General features: G+C 54.4%; 16 protein-coding genes. 7 read left to right on the top strand and 9 right to left on the bottom strand.

Annotated elements, in window-relative coordinates:
• The first annotated feature begins 85 nt into the window (after positions 1-85).
• Complete coding sequence (locus NYE24_RS09850; protein ID WP_036698610.1) at positions 86-991, top strand: AraC family transcriptional regulator; 906 nt, start codon at positions 86-88, stop codon at positions 989-991.
• A gap of 108 nt (positions 992-1,099) precedes the next feature.
• Here the strand turns inward: NYE24_RS09850 and NYE24_RS09855 are convergent, their stop codons facing one another.
• A complete protein-coding gene (locus NYE24_RS09855; protein WP_209984678.1) occupies positions 1,100-1,753 on the bottom strand; it encodes a GntR family transcriptional regulator in 654 nt (217 codons plus the stop codon).
• Positions 1,754-1,976: 223 nt separating this feature from the next.
• Here NYE24_RS09855 and uxuA point away from each other — a divergent pair, with 223 nt between their 5' ends.
• Complete coding sequence (gene uxuA, locus NYE24_RS09860; RefSeq protein ID WP_036698613.1) at positions 1,977-3,053, top strand: mannonate dehydratase; 1,077 nt, start codon at positions 1,977-1,979, stop codon at positions 3,051-3,053.
• Positions 3,054-4,670, top strand: a complete 1,617-nt coding sequence (locus NYE24_RS09865; RefSeq protein ID WP_342478556.1) for a mannitol dehydrogenase family protein — start codon at positions 3,054-3,056, stop codon at positions 4,668-4,670.
• Between the two features lie 436 nt (positions 4,671-5,106).
• Here the strand turns inward: NYE24_RS09865 and NYE24_RS09870 are convergent, their stop codons facing one another.
• The 4 genes from NYE24_RS09870 to NYE24_RS09885 form a co-directional block, all read right to left on the bottom strand.
• A complete protein-coding gene (locus tag NYE24_RS09870) occupies positions 5,107-5,313 on the bottom strand; it encodes a hypothetical protein (RefSeq protein ID WP_342478557.1) in 207 nt (68 codons plus the stop codon).
• A gap of 79 nt (positions 5,314-5,392) precedes the next feature.
• Positions 5,393-6,976: a glycoside hydrolase family 43 protein gene (locus NYE24_RS09875; RefSeq protein WP_342478558.1), complete on the bottom strand. Its 1,584-nt coding sequence runs from the start codon at positions 6,974-6,976 to the stop codon at positions 5,393-5,395.
• Positions 6,973-8,928 (bottom strand): YjhG/YagF family D-xylonate dehydratase, encoded by a 1,956-nt coding sequence (locus NYE24_RS09880; RefSeq protein ID WP_076154509.1) that lies wholly within the window; start codon positions 8,926-8,928, stop codon positions 6,973-6,975. Before NYE24_RS09880 ends, NYE24_RS09875 begins: the two co-directional genes overlap by 4 nt.
• A gap of 65 nt (positions 8,929-8,993) precedes the next feature.
• Complete coding sequence (locus NYE24_RS09885; RefSeq protein WP_076154480.1) at positions 8,994-9,752, bottom strand: IclR family transcriptional regulator; 759 nt, start codon at positions 9,750-9,752, stop codon at positions 8,994-8,996.
• Positions 9,753-9,848: 96 nt separating this feature from the next.
• Here NYE24_RS09885 and NYE24_RS09890 point away from each other — a divergent pair, with 96 nt between their 5' ends.
• Together NYE24_RS09890 and NYE24_RS09895 are read left to right on the top strand one after the other, a co-directional pair.
• Complete coding sequence (locus NYE24_RS09890; protein WP_036698626.1) at positions 9,849-10,763, top strand: dihydrodipicolinate synthase family protein; 915 nt, start codon at positions 9,849-9,851, stop codon at positions 10,761-10,763.
• Between the two features lie 278 nt (positions 10,764-11,041).
• Complete coding sequence (locus NYE24_RS09895; protein ID WP_036698629.1) at positions 11,042-12,070, top strand: sugar diacid recognition domain-containing protein; 1,029 nt, start codon at positions 11,042-11,044, stop codon at positions 12,068-12,070.
• Between the two features lie 508 nt (positions 12,071-12,578).
• Here the strand turns inward: NYE24_RS09895 and NYE24_RS09900 are convergent.
• From NYE24_RS09900 to NYE24_RS09915, 4 genes are all read right to left on the bottom strand, one after another.
• Complete coding sequence (locus NYE24_RS09900; protein WP_342478559.1) at positions 12,579-13,724, bottom strand: glycerate kinase; 1,146 nt, start codon at positions 13,722-13,724, stop codon at positions 12,579-12,581.
• A 27-nt stretch (positions 13,725-13,751) separates the two neighbouring features.
• Positions 13,752-15,053, bottom strand: coding sequence for an SLC13 family permease (locus NYE24_RS09905; protein ID WP_342478560.1), 1,302 nt, complete (start codon positions 15,051-15,053; stop codon positions 13,752-13,754).
• A gap of 126 nt (positions 15,054-15,179) precedes the next feature.
• Positions 15,180-16,016: a response regulator gene (locus tag NYE24_RS09910; protein ID WP_342478561.1), complete on the bottom strand. Its 837-nt coding sequence runs from the start codon at positions 16,014-16,016 to the stop codon at positions 15,180-15,182.
• On the bottom strand, positions 16,013-17,905 hold the full coding sequence (locus NYE24_RS09915; RefSeq protein WP_342478562.1) for a histidine kinase: 1,893 nt from the start codon (positions 17,903-17,905) through the stop codon (positions 16,013-16,015). The genes NYE24_RS09910 and NYE24_RS09915 overlap by 4 nt, the downstream gene beginning before the upstream one ends.
• A 244-nt stretch (positions 17,906-18,149) precedes the next feature.
• Between NYE24_RS09915 and NYE24_RS09920 the strand changes: the two genes are divergently transcribed.
• Both NYE24_RS09920 and NYE24_RS09925 read left to right on the top strand, forming a co-directional pair.
• A complete protein-coding gene (locus tag NYE24_RS09920) occupies positions 18,150-19,940 on the top strand; it encodes a sensor histidine kinase (protein WP_342478563.1) in 1,791 nt (596 codons plus the stop codon).
• Positions 19,933-21,525 (top strand): response regulator transcription factor, encoded by a 1,593-nt coding sequence (locus tag NYE24_RS09925; RefSeq protein WP_076154484.1) that lies wholly within the window; start codon positions 19,933-19,935, stop codon positions 21,523-21,525. The genes NYE24_RS09920 and NYE24_RS09925 overlap by 8 nt, the downstream gene beginning before the upstream one ends.
• The last annotated feature ends 87 nt before the right edge of the window (positions 21,526-21,612 follow it).

The raw sequence follows: 21,612 nt of genomic DNA on the forward strand, positions 1-21,612 counted from the left end.
TCAAGCAGAATCCTGTATACTAAGAACATGTGTACAGCCTATACATACCTATCACGAGAACGCAAAGTATCAGGGGGCGATCCTATTGGTTGCAGCTTTTGAACCGCCGGTCCCGGGGCAAAGCCTTAGTGAAACTATCATCCCGGATGTGAAAACCACGCTCAACCTGTTCGGCATGCATCTGCGTAAGGTGAGCGGGGAATGGGATTATCCGCAGCACGCCCATCCCCAATATGAATTCAATTATGTGCTTGAAGGGGAGCAGCAGCTCACGGTCAACAACCACAGCTACCTCCAGCGCGCCGGGGATCTGGTCCTCTTGAGGCCGGGCGATATCCATTCCAGCCGCAGCGGAAACGGCGGGCCCTTCACCTATTTCTGCATCCATTTCGATATCGATGACAAGCTGTTCATCTCACTTCTCAGCCGGCTGAATCATGTATTATTCACCTCAGAGAGCAATGTTGCCCACAGATTAGGACCGCTCCTCAGCAGACTGGTGGAGATTTCCACCTCCGGCTCCGGCAGCATCACGATCTCCCAGCGCATGAGGCTGCAGTCCGCCGTCTTCGAGCTGTTCGCCCAGCTCTGGGAGGTCTTCTCCCTGGAGGCTGACAATTCCTCCCCGGGCACTTATGAGCGAATCGAGCTGGCCCACCAGATCCGCAGCCGCCTCCAGAGCCTGGTCTATCAGCAGTTCAAGCAGGAGGTGCCTTATGACAGCCATTATGGCGTTGACGACATCGCCGCTGAGCTGGGGATCAGCCCCTCGCACTGCTACAGGGTCTTCCGCCAGGTCTTCGGCCTCTCCCCCCGCGTCTACCTGTCTGAACAGATGCTGCATGAAGCCAAGGTGCTGCTGGATGACCACAGCCTTACGGTCAGCCAGATATCCGGCCTGCTCGGCTACCGCGATATCGCCCATTTCAGCAGACAGTTCAAGCGCTGGAGCGGCAAGTCGCCGCGGGAATACCGCGAGGGCAGGAGCTAGGCAGAGCTCGAAGCCCGAACAGCCTTATATTTAGTAAAAGCCTGCCCTCATGAATGATGAGGGCGGGCTTTTTGCGCTATCACGGGCGGGGCTTGATGAAGGCTTGCCCTATTTTTTGATATACGTGGCGAAATGCTCCTGGAGGTTCTTGGAGTCGATATCTGCCCGCAGATGATGATGCAGCAGTTCGTCGATCCCCGCGGTGTCGCCCTGCACGATATAATCCAGAAGCTGCTGATGCTCCTGCTGAATTGCCGCCAGCTTCTCGTCCTTCAGCATATGCAGCTTGCGGTAGCGGATGTAGTGCACATTGAACTGCTGGAGTACACCCCACAGGAACTCACGCCCGGCCAGGCCGAACATCGTGCGGTGGAACTGGTCATCGAGCTGCAGGAACACCTCCGCCCCCTCCGCCTGCTCGATACACTTCTGCTGCTGTGCGAGGTTATCCCTCAGCTCATGCAGCCCTTTTAGCGGGATATTCCCGGCCAGCGACTTCATAATCTCCTTCTCCAGCACATTGCGCAGATAGATGATCTGCTCCACCGACTCCAGATCTATGTACGATACGAGGTTGCCTTTTTTGGGATAGATATCGACGTATTGCTCCAGGGACAATTGCTTCAGCACATCACGGATCGGCGTTCTCGACAGCTGGAAGCGCTCGGATAGAGCCGTCTCACTGATCATCGCCCCCGGCTTCAGCTCAAGGGAGAGAATCTCCTGCTTGAGGTAGGCCATTATTTCTTTTTTGGAAGTCATGGAATAGACCAACTTTCTGTTCGGGATTCTTCTTCCCCCATTATATAGAAAAGGGATATGAATTTCATTGACAAAGATGAACGCATATTCTATGATCATTACGAATCGAATCTTGTATACAAGATTATCGCATATGAACCGATGTTTCTGTAAGGTCAATTGTCACAAGGCTTCGGATGGTTAACATTTGTATTTATGCTTATCTACTAAGGAGGAAATGACAATGAATATGACTTGGAGATGGTACGGCGAGGGCAACGACAACATCACTCTTGACCACATCCGTCAAATCCCGGGCGTTATGGGCATCGTCTGGTCGCTGCACCACAAGGTGGCCGGTGAGGTCTGGGAGATGGAAGACATCCAGAAGGTTGCCGATCAGATCACAGCCAAGGGCTTCAGCACAGCAGTTGTTGAAAGCGTCAACGTTCATGATGATATTAAGATCGGACTGCCGTCCCGCGACAAATATATTGACATCTATATCGATACGATCCGCAAGCTCGCCAAGGTTGGCGTCAAGGTCATCTGCTATAACTTCATGCCAGTATTCGACTGGACCCGTACCGAGCTGTACAAGGAGCTGCCGGACGGTTCGAACGCTCTCTTTTATGAAAAGGCTGCCATTACCGATAATCCGCGCGAGATGGTGGACCGCATCCTGAAGGGTGCCGGACAATTCACGATGCCCGGCTGGGAGCCGGAGCGTCTGGCCAAGCTGGATGAGCTATTCGCGTCCTATGCTGACGTTACTGAGGATAAGCTGTTCGACAACCTGAAGTATTTCCTGGAGCGCATCATTCCGGTGTGTGAAGAAGTGGATATCAAAATGGCGATTCATCCGGACGATCCGGCCTGGCCGATCTTCGGACTGCCTCGCATTATCCGCAGCCGCGACTCCATCCGCCGCTTCCTGGACATGGTGGACAGCCCGTATAATGGCCTGACCTTCTGCACCGGCTCGCTCGGCACGAACCCGGAGAATGATCTGCCGGCGATGATCCGCGAGTTCCATGACCGGATTTATTTTGCCCATATCCGTAATGTGAAGGTGTTCGATAATGGAGACTTCATTGAAGTATCCCACCGCGGACGCGATGGCAGTGTAGATGTTGCGGAGGTTGTTAAGGCGTATCATGAGAGCGGCTTCACCGGTTATGTGCGTCCGGACCATGGCAGACATCTCTGGGGTGAAGAAAAGAACTGCCGTCCTGGGTATGGCCTCTACGACAGAGCGATGGGCATCATGTACCTGCTCGGCGTATGGGACAGCCTGGAGAATGTTAAGGGGGCAAAATAAATGCTGAGTCTGAACAGAAGCAGCATTGCTGATCGGGCAGCTTGGGAAGCCGCAGGGGTAGAGCTGCCGCAGTTTGATTACGAGGCAGTTGCGGCGAATACGCTGGAGAAGCCAGAGTGGGTTCACTTCGGGGCGGGGAATATTTTCAGAGGCTTCGTGGCGAATGCGCACCAGAAGCTGCTGGACAGCGGCAAGGCCGATACTGGCATTATCGCCGCCGAGACCTTTGACTTCGAGATGATTGACAAGGTCTACAAGCCTTATGACAATCTGACTCTATTGGTGCTGATGAATGCGGCGGGTGACTTCCAGAAGCGGATCGTCAGCAGCATCGTCGAAGGCATCACTGCAGATAAGACGCGGGAAGCGGATTACAGCCGCCTGACTGAGATTTTTGAGAATCCCAGCCTGCAAATGGCGAGCTTTACGATTACGGAGAAGGGCTACTCCCTCACGGGACCGGACGGACAGTATCTGGGCATCGTGGAGAAGGACATCGCCGGCGGGCCGGAGCGTCCGGTTCATGCCATGAGCATCGTGGCTTCCTTCGCCTACAAGCGTTACCTGAAGGGCCAGTTCCCGATGACCTTCGTCAGCATGGACAACTGCTCGCATAACGGTGACAAGCTGAAGAACGGCATGGTTACGATCGCCAAGGAATGGGCTGCCAAGGGTCTTGTAGAAGAAGGGTTCGTAGCCTACCTTGAGGATGAGCAGAAGATCACCTTCCCGCTGTCCATGATTGACAAAATCACGCCGCGCCCGTCTGAATCCGTCCAGGCAGCATTGCTTGCGCAGGGGATCGGCGGCATGGATGTGATCGTCACCTCCAAGAACACGTACACCGCTCCCTTCGTTAACGCGGAGATCAGCGAGTATCTGGTCATTGAGGATAAGTTCACGAACGGACGCCCGGCGCTTGAAGCAGCCAGTGTGATCTTCACAGACCGCGATACAGTCAACAAGGTGGAGACCATGAAGGTAACCACCTGCCTCAACCCGCTGCATACAGCGCTGGCAGTCACCGGCTGTCTACTCGGTTACACACTCATCGCCGACGAGATGCAGGATGCCACGCTGCGGAAGCTGGTCGAGACTATCGGCTACAAGGAAGGCCTGCCGGTGGTTGTCGATCCGGGCATCCTGAGTCCGAAGCAATTCCTGGACGAGGTGCTGCAGGAACGGTTCGCCAACCCGTTCATCCCTGACACTCCGCAGCGGATTGCTACGGATACCTCGCAGAAGGTCGGCATCCGCTTCGGCGAGACGATCAAGTCGTATATCCGCCGTGAGGAGCTTGACCCGGCGCAGTTAACGGCCATCCCGCTGGCGATTGCAGCATGGTGCCGGTATCTGCTCGGCGTGAACGATGAAGGCGCTGCCTTCACGCTGAGCCCCGACCCGCTGCTGGAATCGCTGCAAGCGCGGCTTAAAGGCGTTGCTCTGGGCGCAGATGCTGCTACGGCCGCTGGCGTGCGCGCAGTGCTGGAGGATCAGGCCATCTTCGGCGTAGACCTGTACACCGCCGGACTGGGCGGGACGATCGAGGGCATGTTCACCGAGATGCTGGCTGGTCCGGGCGCAGTAAGAGCTACACTGGAGAAGTACACCGCCTGAGTTGTGGGCGGGTGTGCGCGAACACACGAACATAAGTAGAAAGGCTAGGCTCTCCTTGAAAAAGGAGGGCCTAGCCTTTTTTTGTGTGGTGAGTGTTGTAAGGATGGCCGGTGGCGGAGAAGACAGAGTATAAACCGGTCTGCTTAGCTGAGTGTTGCGTTTCTGCGGCACCAATCACATTAGACTGCGGAGTTGGCCCGCGCTTGCGGCGGAAGCGTAGGTACTCTGCTCCTCATTTGCTCGTTTAGGCAACTTTCCCGGGATTCAGGGGCACTTGTGCTCTTCATTTGCTCGTTTAGCCAACTTTCCCGGGACTCAGGGGCACTTGTGCTCTTCATTTGCTCGTTTAGCCAATTTTTCTGAAATTCAGGAGCACTCGTGCTCTTCATTTGCTCGTTTAGCCAACTTTTCTGAAATTCAGGAGCACTTGTGCTCTTCATTTGCTCACTTGGCGCGCATCTGGATAATCAGTGGGATTTATCCCCTTCATTTTCTCCTTCCGCCCACTTTCGGCGGATTCAAAGGGATTTATCCCTTTCATTTCCTCCTCCCGCCCACTTTTGGTGAATTGAAAGGGATTTATCCCCTTCATTTCCTCCTTCCGCCCACTTTTGGCGGATTCAGCGGGATTTATCCCTTTCAATTGTTCATTCCCCTAGTTTTCCTTTATTGCCTTAGCCTCATGGGAGCATCCTTTTCGATGCTCCAGGTATAGGCCGATACTACTCCTGCTCCAGATACTCAAAGTAATCAAAATCCGCCGGATGCAGCGTGCCGCTGAGGTCCTGGGCGCACATGCCGATAAAGGTGCCGGTAAACCGGATGTAGGCCGGGAAATCATCGGACAGATGATAAATTTCCAGGGCCGGGCCGATCTTCTCCCAGGAGGATTCACCAACCTTGTAATAGAACTGGGCGAGTTCGCCGTCGATGACGACCTTGAGTGCTACACTTGCTCCGGCTGGCAGCAGGACTTCAGGCGTCAGAGTGTCTTCATAGACTCCATCCTTGGAACGGATGAGTCCCAGAGTTCGGCCGAGGACTTCATCGTGCGTAATCCGCAGATAGAGGTAATCCATCGTATCGTAATAGACGATCAGGCCGGCCATCTGCTGGAAATGCTCCGGTTCGAAGTCCACTGACGTCTCAGCGCTGCACCGGAAGGCTTGCTGGCGCAAGGCGACCAGGCTCTGACGGTGCATGGAGCTCATGGATTCCCTGCCACGCAGGCGCAGGTATCCCGGACGCTCCTGAAGCGAGAGCCAGGACTCATCCGCAGGCACCCGCAAGGTGCTCCAGCGGACATCCAGCTGTGGAGCCTCGAAGTGGTCGCGCGGATCGGCTGCGGCAAAAGGATGCGCCGGAAGATCCGGGCCTTCCACGGTCAGCGCGGGAGCATTCCCTCCCCCAGACAGGGCCAGCCAGCCGTCAGCGGTGAATTCGACGCGCTGAATCGCTGTCTCCCGGCCGAGGTTGCAGTAGTTGTCCTTCACAGGACGGCCGCATAGATGCACCATGTACCATTCGCCGGTCTGCGTCTCGACCAGGCTGGCATGGCCTGCTTTTTGCAGCACAAGCTCGGGGTGGCCTGCAGAGGTCAGCAGCGGATTAACCGGAGCGGTCTCATAAGGACCTTCAATCTGCTTCGCGCGGGCTACGGTTACCGCATGATCATACTGCGTACCGCCCTCAGCCGTAATCAGGTAATACCAGCCGTCCTTGCGATATAGGTGCGGGCCTTCAGTCAGCGCCAGCTCCGTTCCCTTATAGATGTTAGTAACCGGTCCGACCAGGCGCTGCTCTTCCGCCGAATATTCCTGGAGCACAATCCCGGCAAAGCTGTTGCGGCCAGTGCGGTGATCCCACAACATATTGACCAGCCATTTGCGCCCGTCTTCATCATGGAACAGTGAAGGGTCGAAGCCGCTGCTATTCAGGTAGACAGGCTCAGACCAGGGGCCTTCGATATTCTCCGCAGTCACCAGATAGTTAGGCGTATCCTTGAAGGCACCCTGGCGGCTTTTGACATCGGTATAGATTAGATAAAAGAGTCCATTGTCGTACGTGAGGCAAGGTGCCCAGATACCCCCGGAATCGGGGTCCCCCTCCATATTGAGCTGCGAGTTGCGGGTCAGCGCATAGGTCAGCGGCCGCCAGTTCACCAGATCGCGCGAATGATGAATCCGCACGCCGGGGAACCACTCAAAGGTTGAAGTAGCAATGTAATAGTCATCTCCAGCCCGGCAGATCGACGGGTCGGGATGAAATCCGCGCAGAATCGGATTATGAATCAGATTTCGGCTCATAGTTTCTCCTCCAATGCTTGCCGTCCTGCTTCCAGTAAGGCAATAATTTTGTCAGTATCGTAAATGCAGCCCTTCCAGGTTCCGCCGCTGGCCGCTTGAAGCGCAGCCCACAACCGGGTGTCCTCCGGCAGGCCCGGGTCTACCGCCAGGCCCGGATGCGGTGTCCGTGCAGCAAGGATCAGCGTCCCCGCTTCCTTGTTCAGCGGCTCATCTCCCTCACCCACCAGATTGACGCTTCCTTCCAGGTTCACGGTATCAATGCGAACTTCCACCCAGTCATTGTCGCGAAGCTTGCCGAGCGGGCCGCCTGCCAGCGCTTCCGGCCCCATATGGCCGATGCAGGCACCGGTGGATACGCCGGAGAAGCGGGCATCTGTGATCAGCGTGACATATTTGCCGTAAGGCAGATGCTTAAGCGCCGAGGTGAGCTGGTAGGTCTCCTCCATCCCCGTTCCGCTTGGCCCCCTGCCGATAACGGCCAGAATATCCCCCGCTTGGACCATACCCAGCTTGATGCTGCGGATGGCGGCTCTCTCGGTGGTGAACACCTTCACTCGTCCGGTATGGCGATAGACGCCCTCACTGTCCAGAACGGCAGGATCAATGGCTGCCGATTTGATGACTGCACCTTCGGGGCAGAGATTGCCGATAGGGAACGTCATAGTAGACGCCATGCCCTGGCGCTTGGCCTCTTCCGGGCTCATGATCACGGAATCGGGATCTACGCCGTCTGCTTCCAGCAGCCGCTGCCGCAGATCAGTCCGCCGCTGTGAGCTCTCCCACCAGTCCAGATTCTCGCCCAGTGTCCGGCCTGTAACCGTGAGTACAGATTCGTCAAGCAGCCCCAGCTTCCGCAGATGCAGCATCACCTCAGGAACGCCCCCTGCCAGGAACACGCGAATTGTCGGATGCGGTACCGGACCGTTCGGCAGTACGCTAACGAGGCGCGGTACCATCCGGTTCACCCGGTTCCAGTCCTCGACGGTTGGGACCTTCAGCCCGGCGGCATGGGCAATGGCCGGCAGATGCAGCAGCAGATTCGTTGAGCCGCCGAAGGCAGCATGCAGCACCATCGCATTCTGGATCGACTGATCTGTCAAAATGTCACTCATGACGATTCCGTTCTGATCCAGATGCTGAAGGGCCCGGGCCGACTGGCGGCCGATATTCTTCCAGATCGGCTGCCCCGAAGGAGACAGGGCCGAATGCGGTAGTGCCATACCCAATGCCTCCGCAATTACCTGGGCGGTTGCGGCGGTGCCGAGAAACTGACAGCCGCCGCCCGGCGTCGCGCAGGCCCGGCAGCCGAGATCTGCCGCTTCTTCGAGAGACAATTCTCCGTTGCTGTACCTTGCCCCGATACTCTGAACCTTGCCCGCGTCTTCCCCCTCCACTGGCGGCAGGGTCACGCCGCCGGGGACGATAATTCCCGGCAGCTTGTGCATCCCGGCAAGAGCCAGCAGCATGGCCGGCAGGCCTTTGTCGCAGGTAGCTACGCCAAGCACACCCTTACGGGTAGGGAGTGAACGAATCAGCCGCCGCAGCACGATGGCCGCATCATTGCGGTAAGGCAGGGAATCGAACATGCCTGTGGTTCCCTGGGAACGGCCGTCACAGGGATCGCTGACATAACCGGCGAACGGAATTCCCTCATTCGCGGTAAGCTCCTCCGCAATCTCCTCCATCATCACGCCGATCTCCCAGTGACCGGTATGGTATCCGAGCGCCAGCGGAGTGCCGTCCTCACGCCGGATACCGCCCATCGTTCCGAGAATCAGGTACTGGGGCCGGTTCAGCAGCAGCGGATTCCAGCCCATGCCGGCATTCTGTGTCATGCCAAAAATCTCTCCGCTCGGCGCATTTCTCAGCACCTCCCCGGTGATCGGCAGCCTGCCGGCCGGCCCTTCCGCAGCGGTATGTACCGGAACAGCTTCAATGATGTCTTCCTTCATAATCTCTTCTACGGTCAATTTCATATGAATCCCTTCTCTCCCTCAGAATGAATGTGCCCGGATGTCTATGACAACGAGAGCTTCCCCGCAAGTAGGGTTACCTCCCGGATCGCCGCCTCCTGCTTCGCGGTGAAGGCATGCTGAAGCATCGAAGTACTGACAGCGGCAACCGCCTTGCCTGCGGCATCCAGAACCGGTGCAGCCACGCAGCTGATGCCTTGGATGATCTCTTCACGGTCCACGGCATAGCCAGTCCTGCGAATATCGGCCAAAGCCGCTGTGAATTCAGCCCAATCCGTCAGCGTGTGTGAGGTGACTGCGGATAAGCTTTTGCCGGAATAACGCCGCTGCAGCTCTCCCTCCGGCAGCAGCGCCAGCATCATCTTACCCATCGCCGTCGCATGTGCCGGGAACCGCATCCCGGGGCTGGACTCCAGCCTTACCAGGGACTGCCCCTCCTGCTTGGCCAAGTAAATAATCTCATCGCGGTCCAGTACCGACAGCTGAAAGGTCTCCCCCACCGCCCCGACACTCTGCGCCGATTCTGCCAGGAACCGCTCTACCAGATTCATATTTTGCTTAAGCGAATCATTGTAGACGGTATTATAGTAGGAGATCCCGGCGCCAAGCACATACCGCTCACCCGCATCCTTCACCACCCACCCCAGAGTCTCCATTGTGCGCAGCAGCGAGAACATCGAGCTTTTGTTAATACCGGTCTCCTCGCAGAGATCTGTCATTTTGAGCGCTCCGGTCTGTCTTGAGATGGCCTTAAGAATCAGATCTGCCCGTTCCAATGCCGGAACCCAATACTTCTGGTCCACACCTTCATTCCCCTCTCATAAATCCATTGATTAAGCCTTTCAAGTTCACTATAATAATCATATGTTTATAATACCAAACCAGGAGGCAAAAATAAAATGAAACTTAGCCACCCGAATGCAGGTGTCATTCCTCCCGTTCCAACCATTCTGGATTCAGCCGGAAAATTCGACCGTGACGGAATGAAGCTGCTGATCGACAGCCTGATCGCCAAAGGGGTTCACGGTCTGTTCTTCCTTGGAACGGCCGGAGAATTCACCCTGTTCACCGCAGAGCAGCGTGAAGAGATCGCAGAGCTATGCCTGGAGTATACGAATGGCCGTCTTCCGGCCTGGATCGGCACCGGCAGCAACACGGTTGCTGAGACCCTTCGCCTCTCCCGTCATGCCGCTGAGCATGGAGCTACCGGCATTGTCATTATGAATCCGTATTACTACAAGCTGAGCGGGGACGCCCTGTTCGCGCATTATGCTGCTGTTCTGGAAGCCGTCGATGTGCCGCTCATGCTGTACAACTTCCCGGCCATGACGGGCCAGGATCTGACCCCGGCCTTCGTGGCCCGCCTTGCCGCACATTATCCGAATGTACTCGGCATCAAGGATACCGTGGACCAGCTTAGCCACATCCGCCAGATGATCATGCAGGTTAAGGCGGTTAGTCCGGACTTCTCCGTCTTCTGCGGCTTCGATGAATATTTGCTGCCTACACTGGCTGCCGGAGGAGACGGGGCGATCGCTGCCAGTGCGAACTTCGCTCCTCAGCTGATGCTTGGCGTGTATGACAGCTTCAAAAAGGGAGATCTGGCAGGCGTCCTTCAGTTCAACCGGCAGATCGTTGAAATTCCGGCCCTGTATGCCATTGATGACCCGTTCATCGCTTCGATCAAGGAAGCTGTCCGCTTGTCGGGTGTTCCAGTATCCACCTTCAGCCTGGCTTCACCTGGGGTATGGAGTGCGGAGCATGAGGAGAAGCTGAAGCTGATTTTCAGCCGGGCGGGTATTGCCCAAGGGTAAGCGATATTTATTGCGCGGACTCATCTATTCTTATTTTTCAAGGTCAGCCCGAGTTGGGGCTGGCTTTTTTGGTGCTGGGCGATACTTTGTGCTATTCCTAGCAGCGCTTCTTATAAGGCTTCCTCGTAAAATTCCTCGTGAGGTTCCTTGCAAGGCTATGAGTGAGGTTCCTCCTTTCTTCGCTGTGAAGGTTGGTCTATAATTTTGTTCAGATGCACAATGAGCAATTGAGAGACAATATTGGCGGTTACCCGCTCAAGACGAGGAGGGAATTCCGGTTGTTTCAGCTATCGGAGAAGCAGGCGCAGGAAATTGTAGACAAGATGATGATGGACATCCCCTATAACATCAACATCATGAACGATCAGGGGATCATCATCGGCAGCGGGCATAAGGCAAGGGTAGGCACCGTTCATCAGGGGGCTGTTGAAGCGCTGTCCACCGGGCACAGGGTTGAAGTCATGGAGGACGGGCGATATGAGAAAAAAGGCACCAACGAACCGATTGTCATAGGCAACACCCGCGTAGGTGTAATCGGAATCTCCGGCAGCCCGGAAGAGGTCCGGCCCTTCTGCAATATCGTGAGGACCACGGTATCGCTGCTCATTGAACAAAGAAACACGCTGGAGCATCTGGCCAGCGAAGCCAGCCGCAAGAAGGCTCTGCTGGAGATGCTCCTTGACCATCAGGGAGCATACTCCCAGAAGCTGCGAAAAGAAGCCGCGGCCTATCAGATCGACCTTCTGCAGAAGACCACCGTGCTGTATCTCAAGCATGTGCAGCCGGAGCTTGATGAGGCAAAGCTCTTGTTCCTGCATCCGTCCTTCCAGCTCGACGGGGATACATGGGTAATCCTGGTCCAGAACCGGCCGGACTGCAGCCGGCTAATTGCGGAGCTGCTGCATAATCAGCCGCAGCTCCTGCTGGCTTCGGGCCGGCTGGAGGCCAGTATCGCGGAGGGCTACCGCCAGGCCAAAGCTGCCCTCGGCGTTCTTCTGGCACTCCGCCCTGCTGAACAATCGATCCGCTACGAGGATGCGGAATTCATGGTGAAGCTCAGTCAGGCGAAGCTGTCAGACAAGCCCGGCACGGCGATTAAGCTGGAGGATACCGCCGATCTGCTGGAGACGCTCCGCAGCTTCATCAATCACAATTGCAGCGTCTCGCAGACGGCTGAGCAGCTGAATATCCACCGCAATACACTGCAATACCGCCTGAAGCGGATCGAGAGCATCACCGGCAAGGACCCGAGGAACCTGCTGCAGCTCTTCGAGCTTACGCATGAGCTGCTGGCGCTGTATAAATAACAGTTTGTGTTGTATAAAAGTAGACACTTATGCTGGAGGCTGGGGTTGAGATGAGCGTTGGGATGGATGTTAGATGGGTGACAGAACCGGAAGAGCGACGTAGCAAATCTATTCAATGGGAAGATGGGGCGCTTATCGCATGACGATAGGTGGATTAAGTACATCTAACTTCCGGCTGATAGGCAAGCTTAGGGATTTAATTGGAAAAAGGGCATTTAATTCAACCCAGCTCCCTGCCAAACGCAGGTTTCCAGCTCAGCAGTTGTACTTTTTCCATCTAAAATCCCTCAATATAAGATATCAGAGAAATTAAATGCCCTTTTTCCACTTCTTATTTGGGAGTAGAGTTACAGCATCCCGTCAATAAAAACAATTGCCCAGGAGGATCATATCCACCGGGGCAATTCTATGCAACGCAACTATTAGCTACATTCTAATATCTACTTACCTACGCTATTCACTGGATTCCGCTACATTAAACTCCGCTGCTCCATTCACTTAACTAACCTTACTGCCCGCTAAGCTTCAGCAGCCTGGCGATATTCTCGCAGGTGCGCTCGACGTTGGCGGGACCGTCAGCCAGCAGCTTCTCCAGGCTCGAAGCGCCGGGAACGATGCCGAAGACGGCGTCGATTCCTTCGGCGTAGAGCGTCTCGATTCCCTCGCCGATGTAACCGGCCAGGGCGATGACTTTTTTGCCGCTGGCCTTGGCGGTGCGGGCTACGCCGTACGGAGTTTTGCCGAATTTGGTCTGGAAGTCAATCCCGCCTTCTCCGGTGAAGACGAAGTCCGCCTGCTCCAGCTTCTGCTGAAGCCCTGTGTATTCAATCACGATCTCAATTCCCTTCTGCAGCGTGGCCTGCGTGAAGATCATCAGACCCGCGCCCAGTCCTCCGGCGGCACCAGCTCCGGGAAGATCACGTACATCCTTGTGAAGCTGCTGCTTCACAACCGCTGCATAATGGGCCAGATTGGTGTCAAGCTGCTGCACCATATCGGGTGTAGCCCCTTTTTGCGGACCGAATACGGCTGAAGCCCCCTGCTCCCCGCAGAGCGGATTGGTCACATCGCAGGCAACGATGAGCTGAACCTGCTGCAGTCTCGCATCAAGCCCGCTAACGTCAACACTCGCCAGCCGCCCCAGGCTGCCGCCGCCGCGAGGGAGCAAGTTCCCAGCTTCATCCAGGAATCGGGCGCCGAGCGCTTCGGCCATTCCGGCACCGCCGTCATTGGTGGCGCTGCCGCCGATGCCGATGATGATTTTGCGGATACCACGGTTCAGACATTCCAGAATCAGCTCGCCCGTACCATAGGTGGTGGTGATCAGCGGATTCCGCTCCGCCTTGTCCACCCGCTGAATGCCGCTGGCTGAAGCCATCTCGATGGCCGCCGCCTGGCCGTCACCGAGAATGCCGAATTGTGCCGTTACCGGATGTCCCAGCGGTCCTGCGACTTCTAAATAATGAATCTCTCCGCCGGAAGCGTCGACAAGGGACTGTACGGTTCCCTCCCCGCCGTCAGCCATCGGAACATGAATGTAGGTTGCTTCAGGGTATATCTTGCGGAGCCCGGTCTCCATCGCTGCACATACTTCTTTCGCGGTCATGCTCTCCTTGAAGGAATCCGGCGCCAGTACAAAGGTTCTCTCTCTCATTTCCACACCTCATCTATATGATTGATCTTAGAGTAAAAATCCGTAAACCAGCGTAGCCACAATCGTCATCGTGCCGCCAACGATGGCCTCATACGGGATGAGCCCCATGCGCTGCTTGATCGACATTTTCATACTATCGGCCGTGACATGGAAGTAAGTGCCTTGCGGCAGCGAGTCGATGACCGTAGCTCCGGTATGAACCATCACAGCGGCAGCCAGCGGAGCGGTGCCCATATTCAGGATGGCCTGCCCGAAGGAGCCGGTAGCGACAATAACACCCGTAGATGTAGAGGCGGTAGCCGCAGCCATCAGTATTCCGGAGATCGGTGCCAGGAACGTCCCGGAAATCCCGGACAGCTCAATCAGATGCACGACCTGGGCGGACAGATCGGAAGCGGAGATCAGACCGGCGATGCCGCCTGCCCCAATTAGGATCAGTACAGTTGCGGTCATTTTGCTAAGGCCGGAGGATGTATACTGCAGCACCTTGTTGCCTTGCCCCATCGCCAGCATCCCGATGATCCCCGCCAGCGGCAGAATATAGAGCGCATCCACCTTAAGCTTGGTCAACGCTTCGATCCCGGAGATGGAGCCGATCGGGTTAATCATGAGCAGGACGATGGCCACAAGCGGAGCCACAATAGCTCTGCTGAGCGGCGGGTAAGCGGCCGTATTCGCGTTGTCTGTCCCGTTCGCAGCTTCGCCCGGGGTAACCATGACACCTTTTTTCTTCAGCAGGGTTGCTAAGATAACGGTTACAATTAATCCGCAGATTGCCGGGATTACACCTGCCAGCATGACATGGCTCAGATCAAGATCAAAGCCGCGCGCAGCAGCAATCGTATTCGGATTCGGTGAGATAATATTACCTGCCTTCCCCCCGCCCGACAAGGCCAGCAGCAGCGCCAGCTTCGAGATCTCCATTTTGTTACCTACGGATAAAGCGATCGGAGCCACAATCAGCACCGCTACCGAGATGAATACGCCCATTGCCGTAATGACCATCGTGGCCAGCGCGAGGGCCAGAATGGCCTTACTTCCGCCGAACTTTCGGACAATAGCCTGGGCTATGGCTTCAGCCGCACCCGACTCCATCATCACACCAGCCAGCACACCGGCGGCCAGCACCCGCAGAACCGTGCCCATTACACTTTGTGTACCGCTTACAAGAACGCTCACGGTCTGTTCGAGATTGGCTCCGCCGATCAGCGCACCTACAATGGCACCCAGGAACAGAGCGTAGACCGGATTTAATTTCTTTAGGATCAGAATAATGGCAATTGCCAGTCCTGCAAGCGCTCCATACCAACCAATGATTAATCCTTCCATTTCAAATATCCCCCTAAGAACTTGTTGAACACGCTCTCATTATAAGGTCTCGGGGGAGGAAAAGAATATTGATGAACGGACGAAATGCATTGTGCAAGTGACCAACGGATTTGGGGTTGTATGGGATCATTGCTCCATCAGTGTGGTTAACAGCTTTTGCTGATTGCGGTACTCCAGCGGGCTTACGCCTTCGCTTTCTCTGAATACTCTGTTAAAATTCTTGGTGTTCCCGAAGCCTGACCTACCGGCTATTTCATAGATTCTATCCTCCGTATCCCGCAGCAGCTCCTTCGCCTTATTGATCCGCAGCCGCTTCAGATAGCTTACAAAATTCTCTCCGGTGTAGTCCCGGAAAGCCTGGCTGAAGTAGGAGTAGTTAAAAGACACTTTGCTTGAAACCATCATCATGTTGATGTTATGCGAATAATTGTCGTGGATGTATTGCAGGGCATGCTCTATTCCCTTATTCTCCTTCTGTATGGGTATGGTATAGGGAGTAGGCTGCAGAAATGAATCTTCCACTGTAACTTCCGCTTGCTCACAGGCCGTATGAAACTGCTCCATGCCCAGGTGAAGATTGCTTGCCGAAACGTTAAGCTCCTCTTCAATCCGCTCCAGCACTTCAGCTAATTCCTCACGAATGACCGGCTTAAGCAGGTACTCATTCACTTCATAGCGGATAGCGGCTCTGGCATACGAGAAATCATCATACCCGCTCACAATTACAATGGCGGGCCTGGGCCTGAACTCCTGAAGCTTCTTAATCAAGCCAATTCCATCCAACTCGGGCATACGAATGTCCGTAATCAGAATTTCTATTTTCATTGATGCGATCATGTCCAGGGCCTCAAAGGCATCACAAGCCAAGTGGATATCATAGCGCCCTGCAACCTCCCGCTCAATCATGGCCCGGAGCCCGCACCGGATATTCTTCTCATCATCTACAATCAGCAGCTGTCTCATAGGCTCTGCATTCCTCCTCTAACTGATGTCAACAAAGGTAGCTTCACCCTCACTGTGGTATAACTTCTCTGTCTGCTCTCTATGCAAATTCCATAATCCTCTCCATAATGCAGCCGGATGCGCTGATTCACATTACGCAAGCCGATTCCGTTATGTCCTGTGCTATACCCGGCAGTCTCCTGCGTTAATTGATTGAATTCTTCGTCACTCATGATCAACTTGTGATTCAACTGCTGTAGCCCATCCGCTGGAATTCCGATCCCGTTGTCAGTTACCTCTATGTAAAAGAATTGATCATCCGCATACGCTTGCACATTGATTATCAGCCCGTCCCCCCTCATCAGAGCGGAATACATCCCGTGCTTCAACGCATTCTCAACGATGGGCTGCAGCGACATTTTTAATAATTCATGAGCATGGAATCTGTCTTCTGCTTGAATCTCAACCTTAAGCTTCTCATCGTAACGGATGTTCATAATCGAGATGTAATGCTGAATATGCTTCAACTCGTCTGCCAGCTGCACGGTATCGCCAGTCCATCTAAGATTGTAACGCATAATGCTGCCGAGTGAAGTAAGTGCATCCGATACGGTGTATTGGCCCTCAACCTCAGCGAGCATTTTCAAATTCTCCAGGGTGTTGTACAGGAAATGGGCATCGATCTGATTGCGTAAGGCTTGAAGCTCCGCTTCTTTAGTGGCAGCGCTGCGCTGTACAGCTTCCGCAATCAAGCCATTGATGGTGCCCAGCATCTCCCTGAAGTGGCGCGCCAGCTCACCGATCTCATCACCGCCCTGCACATCGATCTCCACATGAAAGTCACCTTTGCCTACCTTCTGCATCGACTCCCTCAGTACATGCAGCTTTTTTAGAACAATAGATTGAATCCAGTAAGTAATGACCGCAAGCAGAACCAGCAGAAGACTGATGATCAGAATAACCCTGTTTCTGGTGCTGTCAATTTTGGAGTAGGTGCTCTGCAGAGAGATAACGTTAACCAGATCCACATGTAAGCGGTCGATGGGCTCAAGGAGATACAGGAAATCTTCACCCCCCGCTGAAAATTGCAAGGATGCCTCACCTTCCTGCTTAACCTTAACGGCAGCCTTCAAGATTTGAGCTTGATTCAAACCTGGGAGCGGCTCCATACTGTTGGTGTACAATTTGCTTTGCTGATCTATAATGAAGAACCTTGAATCGCGTTCCCCGCTGTTGTTATACGCCTTGTCAAAAAGATCCTCAATCCGCATTTCAACTTTGACAATGCCAATATGTTGCTGGTTGGGCAGGTTAAGTCTGACCGCCAAGGCGACCATGGAGCTTGACCGTTCGTCCACCATTGTACTGCTATTCTCGAATTTAGAATCCTCTGGCTGGATCTCCCATAAGGCATTATCCTTCTGATTCATCAATTTCGTGTACATGGGGCTGTCTTTAATCCGTTCTTCCTGATAAATAATCGGCCATAGCTCACTGACCCGCGGATTGTTGACGAAGAAACGGACACTCGCAATATTGGGATTATTAAACAACACGCTCTGTAAGTAATTTAACGAATAGTCCTGAAATTGCTTAATCTCATTCACTCCGGGCTCCACTTCAGCGGTCACATACTCCCCCAGACTCCTGTCTGAAATAAGCATAAAGAATGACTTTTCCATTACTTCAATCTTGCTCATGATCTCTTGTCTCTCGTTCTTGAGCTGATAGCGGTTCTCCTTAATAATGTCATTGACGGTATCCTGATAGAAACCAGCAAACAAATAGTTGGAGATCACAATGACCGGGACCAGAATAATGACGATATACGCCCCGATCAACTTCATATGAATGGATAAATCAGCAAACCACCTTTTCCACTTCCCTGCCGAGCTCCTGATGCTGGCCATCTCCTGCCCTCTTTTCCTCCAACTGTTCTAATATCATTATTATATTTCATTAGTTACCTCATCATAAGGCTTCAAAGTTCAGCCAGGGTTGCAGGATTTTAGGTATATTGCGTATTGGGAGGGGATGGGACTTTCCATAATGTTTATCAAAAAAATATTTTCATGACATATATTGGCTCACAGTTTCGCGCTATACTCTATTGTAAGCGTTATTACAAATGTGCTAACGGAGGGGATTTCATTCGTGTATACCCGTATCATCACCTTCATGAACAACCTGAAGCTCAGGACCAAGCTCTTCCTCTCCTTCGGCAGTGTTGTCCTGATTCCGGTGCTTATTGTGGGGGTGTTCCTGACCAGTGAATTGCGGAATATGGCGATGAATAATGCGCTGAAGCAGATTACGGCGAATGTCGACCGTGTGAAAAAGCGGACCAGCGAGATGCTGAACGTTCCGGTGGATATCGTCTACCGCCTGTCCAATGACAGCCGGCTGGAGGAGGCCGCGAATCACCAGTACGAATCGGTCTATGATGTGGTGCAGGCCTACTGGGATTATCCCGACTTCCGGGATTTCGTCCGCCTGTACAAAGAGGTCTCCAGCATCCGGCTGTATATCGACAACCCGACGGTGCTTAACAACTGGGAATTCCTCCAGGCTGACGAAGCGGTTACCAGGGAGCCGTGGTACCAGCTCGCCCTCGCCCAGAAGGGGCTGGCGTTCTGGAGTTATATTCCTGACAGCCGGAACGGCCAGTACTATCTCAGCCTGATCCGCAAGGTCGACTTCCTCAAGCAGCGCACAACCGGTGTACTGGTCGTGAATGTTAATTCGGATCAGCTCAGCAGTATTCTGAAGCAGGAGAGCTTCGAGACCTTTATCGTTGATGAGAATGACAACGTTGTCGCCTCCAACCGGGCGGGCACTCTCGGCAAGTCGCTGCGCGAAATCAACCTTAAGCCGCTGTCCACCCTTGCGGGGCACGGGCCTGCGGATATCACGATTGACGGGCAGTCCTTCAAAATGCTGATCGACGACTGGCAGCCCGAGGGCAGCTTGAACAGCCTGCGGATTATCTCTATTTTCTCGGTAGAGAGTATTGTGAGTGAGCCCAACCGGATTATTTCCCTGGCTTCTTCCGTCATTATCTCCTCCCTATTTCTTGCAATCATCCTAATCTACTACTTCTCCCGCCTGCTCACCGGACGCATGCTGCATCTCAGCAAGCATATCTCCAAGGTTGCCTCCGGCAATCTGGAAGCCCGGCTCGTGATCGACGGCAAAGATGAGATCGGCCAGCTGGCCCGGCAGTTCAACCACATGGTCCGCAATGTCAATGACCTGATGAGCGAGGTGCAGGAATCCAACCAGCAGAAGAATGCCATCCTGCTGAAGCAGAATGAAATCAAATTCAAAATGATGGCCAGCCAGATCAATCCCCATTTCCTGTTCAATGCCCTGGAGTCTATCCGGATGAAGGCCCACACCCGCGGCCAGACCGATATTGCGCAGGTTGTCCGGCTGCTGGGCAAGATGATGCGCAAAAACTTAGAGGTCGGCGGAGGCAGAATCACCCTGCAAAGTGAGCTGGAGACCGTGAACTGTTACCTGGTTATCCAGAAATTCCGCTACAATGACCGGCTGGCCTACGAGCTATACGTAGATCCGGCAGCGAATACCCTAAGGATTCCGCCGCTTATTATTCAGCCGCTGGTGGAGAATTGTGTCATTCACGGCCTGGAGGACCGGATCGACGGCGGAATGGTCCGGGTAGATATCCGGGTGGAGGATGGCCTTCTTAAGGTGCAGGTCTCCGATAACGGTACCGGAATCTCACCTGACCGGCTCGCAGAGCTGCGGCAGATGCTGGACAACAACGATGACTATGAGACCCACAGTATCGGAATGCGTAACATCCATCTGCGGCTGAAGCTGACCTATGGCCCGGAATGCGGCCTGGTTCTGGCCAGCCAGAGCGGATACGGCACACAGATCAGCTTCGCCATCCCTTTAAGGAGTGATTCCTATGTATAGTGTGTTAATTGTTGATGATGAATTGTCGATCCGCGAAGGACTAGTCACTCTGCTGGATTGGGAGAGCCTCGGCTACCGGGTGGTAGATACAGCAGCCAATGCGGTTGAAGCCAGGCATAAGGCTAAGCTGTATTCCCCGGATCTGATGATTGTGGATATCCGTATGCCCGGGAAGGATGGGCTGGAGCTGATCGGCGAACTGCGGGAGGATCATGAGGAGCTGCATATTCTCATATTGAGCGGCTATGCCGACTTCAGTTATGCCAAGCGGGCGCTGTCTTACAATATCGATAACTATCTGCTTAAGCCGGTTGATGAGGAGGAATTGCAGCTGTATCTTACCGGCCTGTCCACCGTACTGAATGCGCGGCAGGCGCACCGCAAGAATCATGAGGCTGTTAAGGTCTGGAGCCGGGAGATGCTGGTGCAATCCCTGCTGATGGAGAGCAGTCTGCATCCCGCCCCCGCGCTGATGGAGTCGGCGCTGGAAGCGGGGCTGCTCTGGGATTCCTACCAGATCGTGCTGATCCGGCTGCTGCTGCAGGATTCTGCGGACAACGGGCCTTCCAGCAGCGTCAAGTCCCGGCTGACCTCAAGCTTCGAGGACAACCGCTCTGGCATCGTTTTCGCGCTCGATTCTTATCTCGGGGTGCTGCTGCAGCCCTCGTACCAGAAGGAGCTGGTAAGCAAACGGATGGCCGGGCAGATCCGCGAAGCCGCTGCCGCTGAGGGACTGGAATGCATCATCACCGCCGGGGATATGGTGGACAGTCTGACTGAGCTGCAGGTCTCTCATCAGTCCGCGCTGGCGCGGATGAAGGATCACTTTTTCTACGATGAGCCGGGGATGATCGGCCCGGATTCCCTCAAGCTAAAGCAGGGGATGCCTGCGAATCCCCAGGATACGGAGAGCAGGCTCACTCCCGTAATGGACCGACTGTATTTTGCCCTGGATACCGGCAATCTCCGTGTAATCACTGCCCTGATCCAGGAAGCAGGGGACCTCATGGCTGCTGCCGGCTCATCCGAGATGGCGGTGAAATCCTACTATGTCCGGGCCGTCACCTCCATGTCAGGCAAGCTGTCCGTTCATTATAAGGAGCTTAGCGCTGCACAGAGCCGGATGGAGGAGCAGATTCAGCAGATCTACAGGCATACCTCCCTCCCCCAGCTCCAGCGCTATATCTCAGGTCTGCTGGAGGAATATGCTGCCGGGATTATCCGCGATGATATAGATGTCCTGATGAAGCGGATGGTCGATCTGATCCACCGGCACTATGACGAGAATCTGAAGCTGGAGACGCTGGCCGATGTGTTCACCTATAGCAGTGCGTATCTTGGGAAGCTGTTCAAGAACACCATGGGCTGCTCCTTCAATACTTATCTGGATACGATCCGCATTGAGAAGGCCAAGGAGCTGCTGGACCAGGGCTGCAAAATCCATCAGGCGGCCAGCAGCGTCGGCTTCAGCGATGTCGATTATTTCCGCGAGAAGTTCAAAAAAATCGCAGGCATCTCCCCCTCCGCTTACCGGAGAAAGGAGCCTGAGAACGCTTTTTCAGAAAGCGCTTACGAAAAGGACTGATTTTCCCCTGTTTTTACACTTAAATCTTCGGGTGTTTCCCGGCCAGGCGGCAGATTATGATAAAGCTATATCGAAGGAGGGACATAA

It is taken from the genome of Paenibacillus sp. FSL H7-0350 (assembly GCF_038593195.1).
GTDB lineage: Bacteria > Bacillota > Bacilli > Paenibacillales > Paenibacillaceae > Paenibacillus_AQ.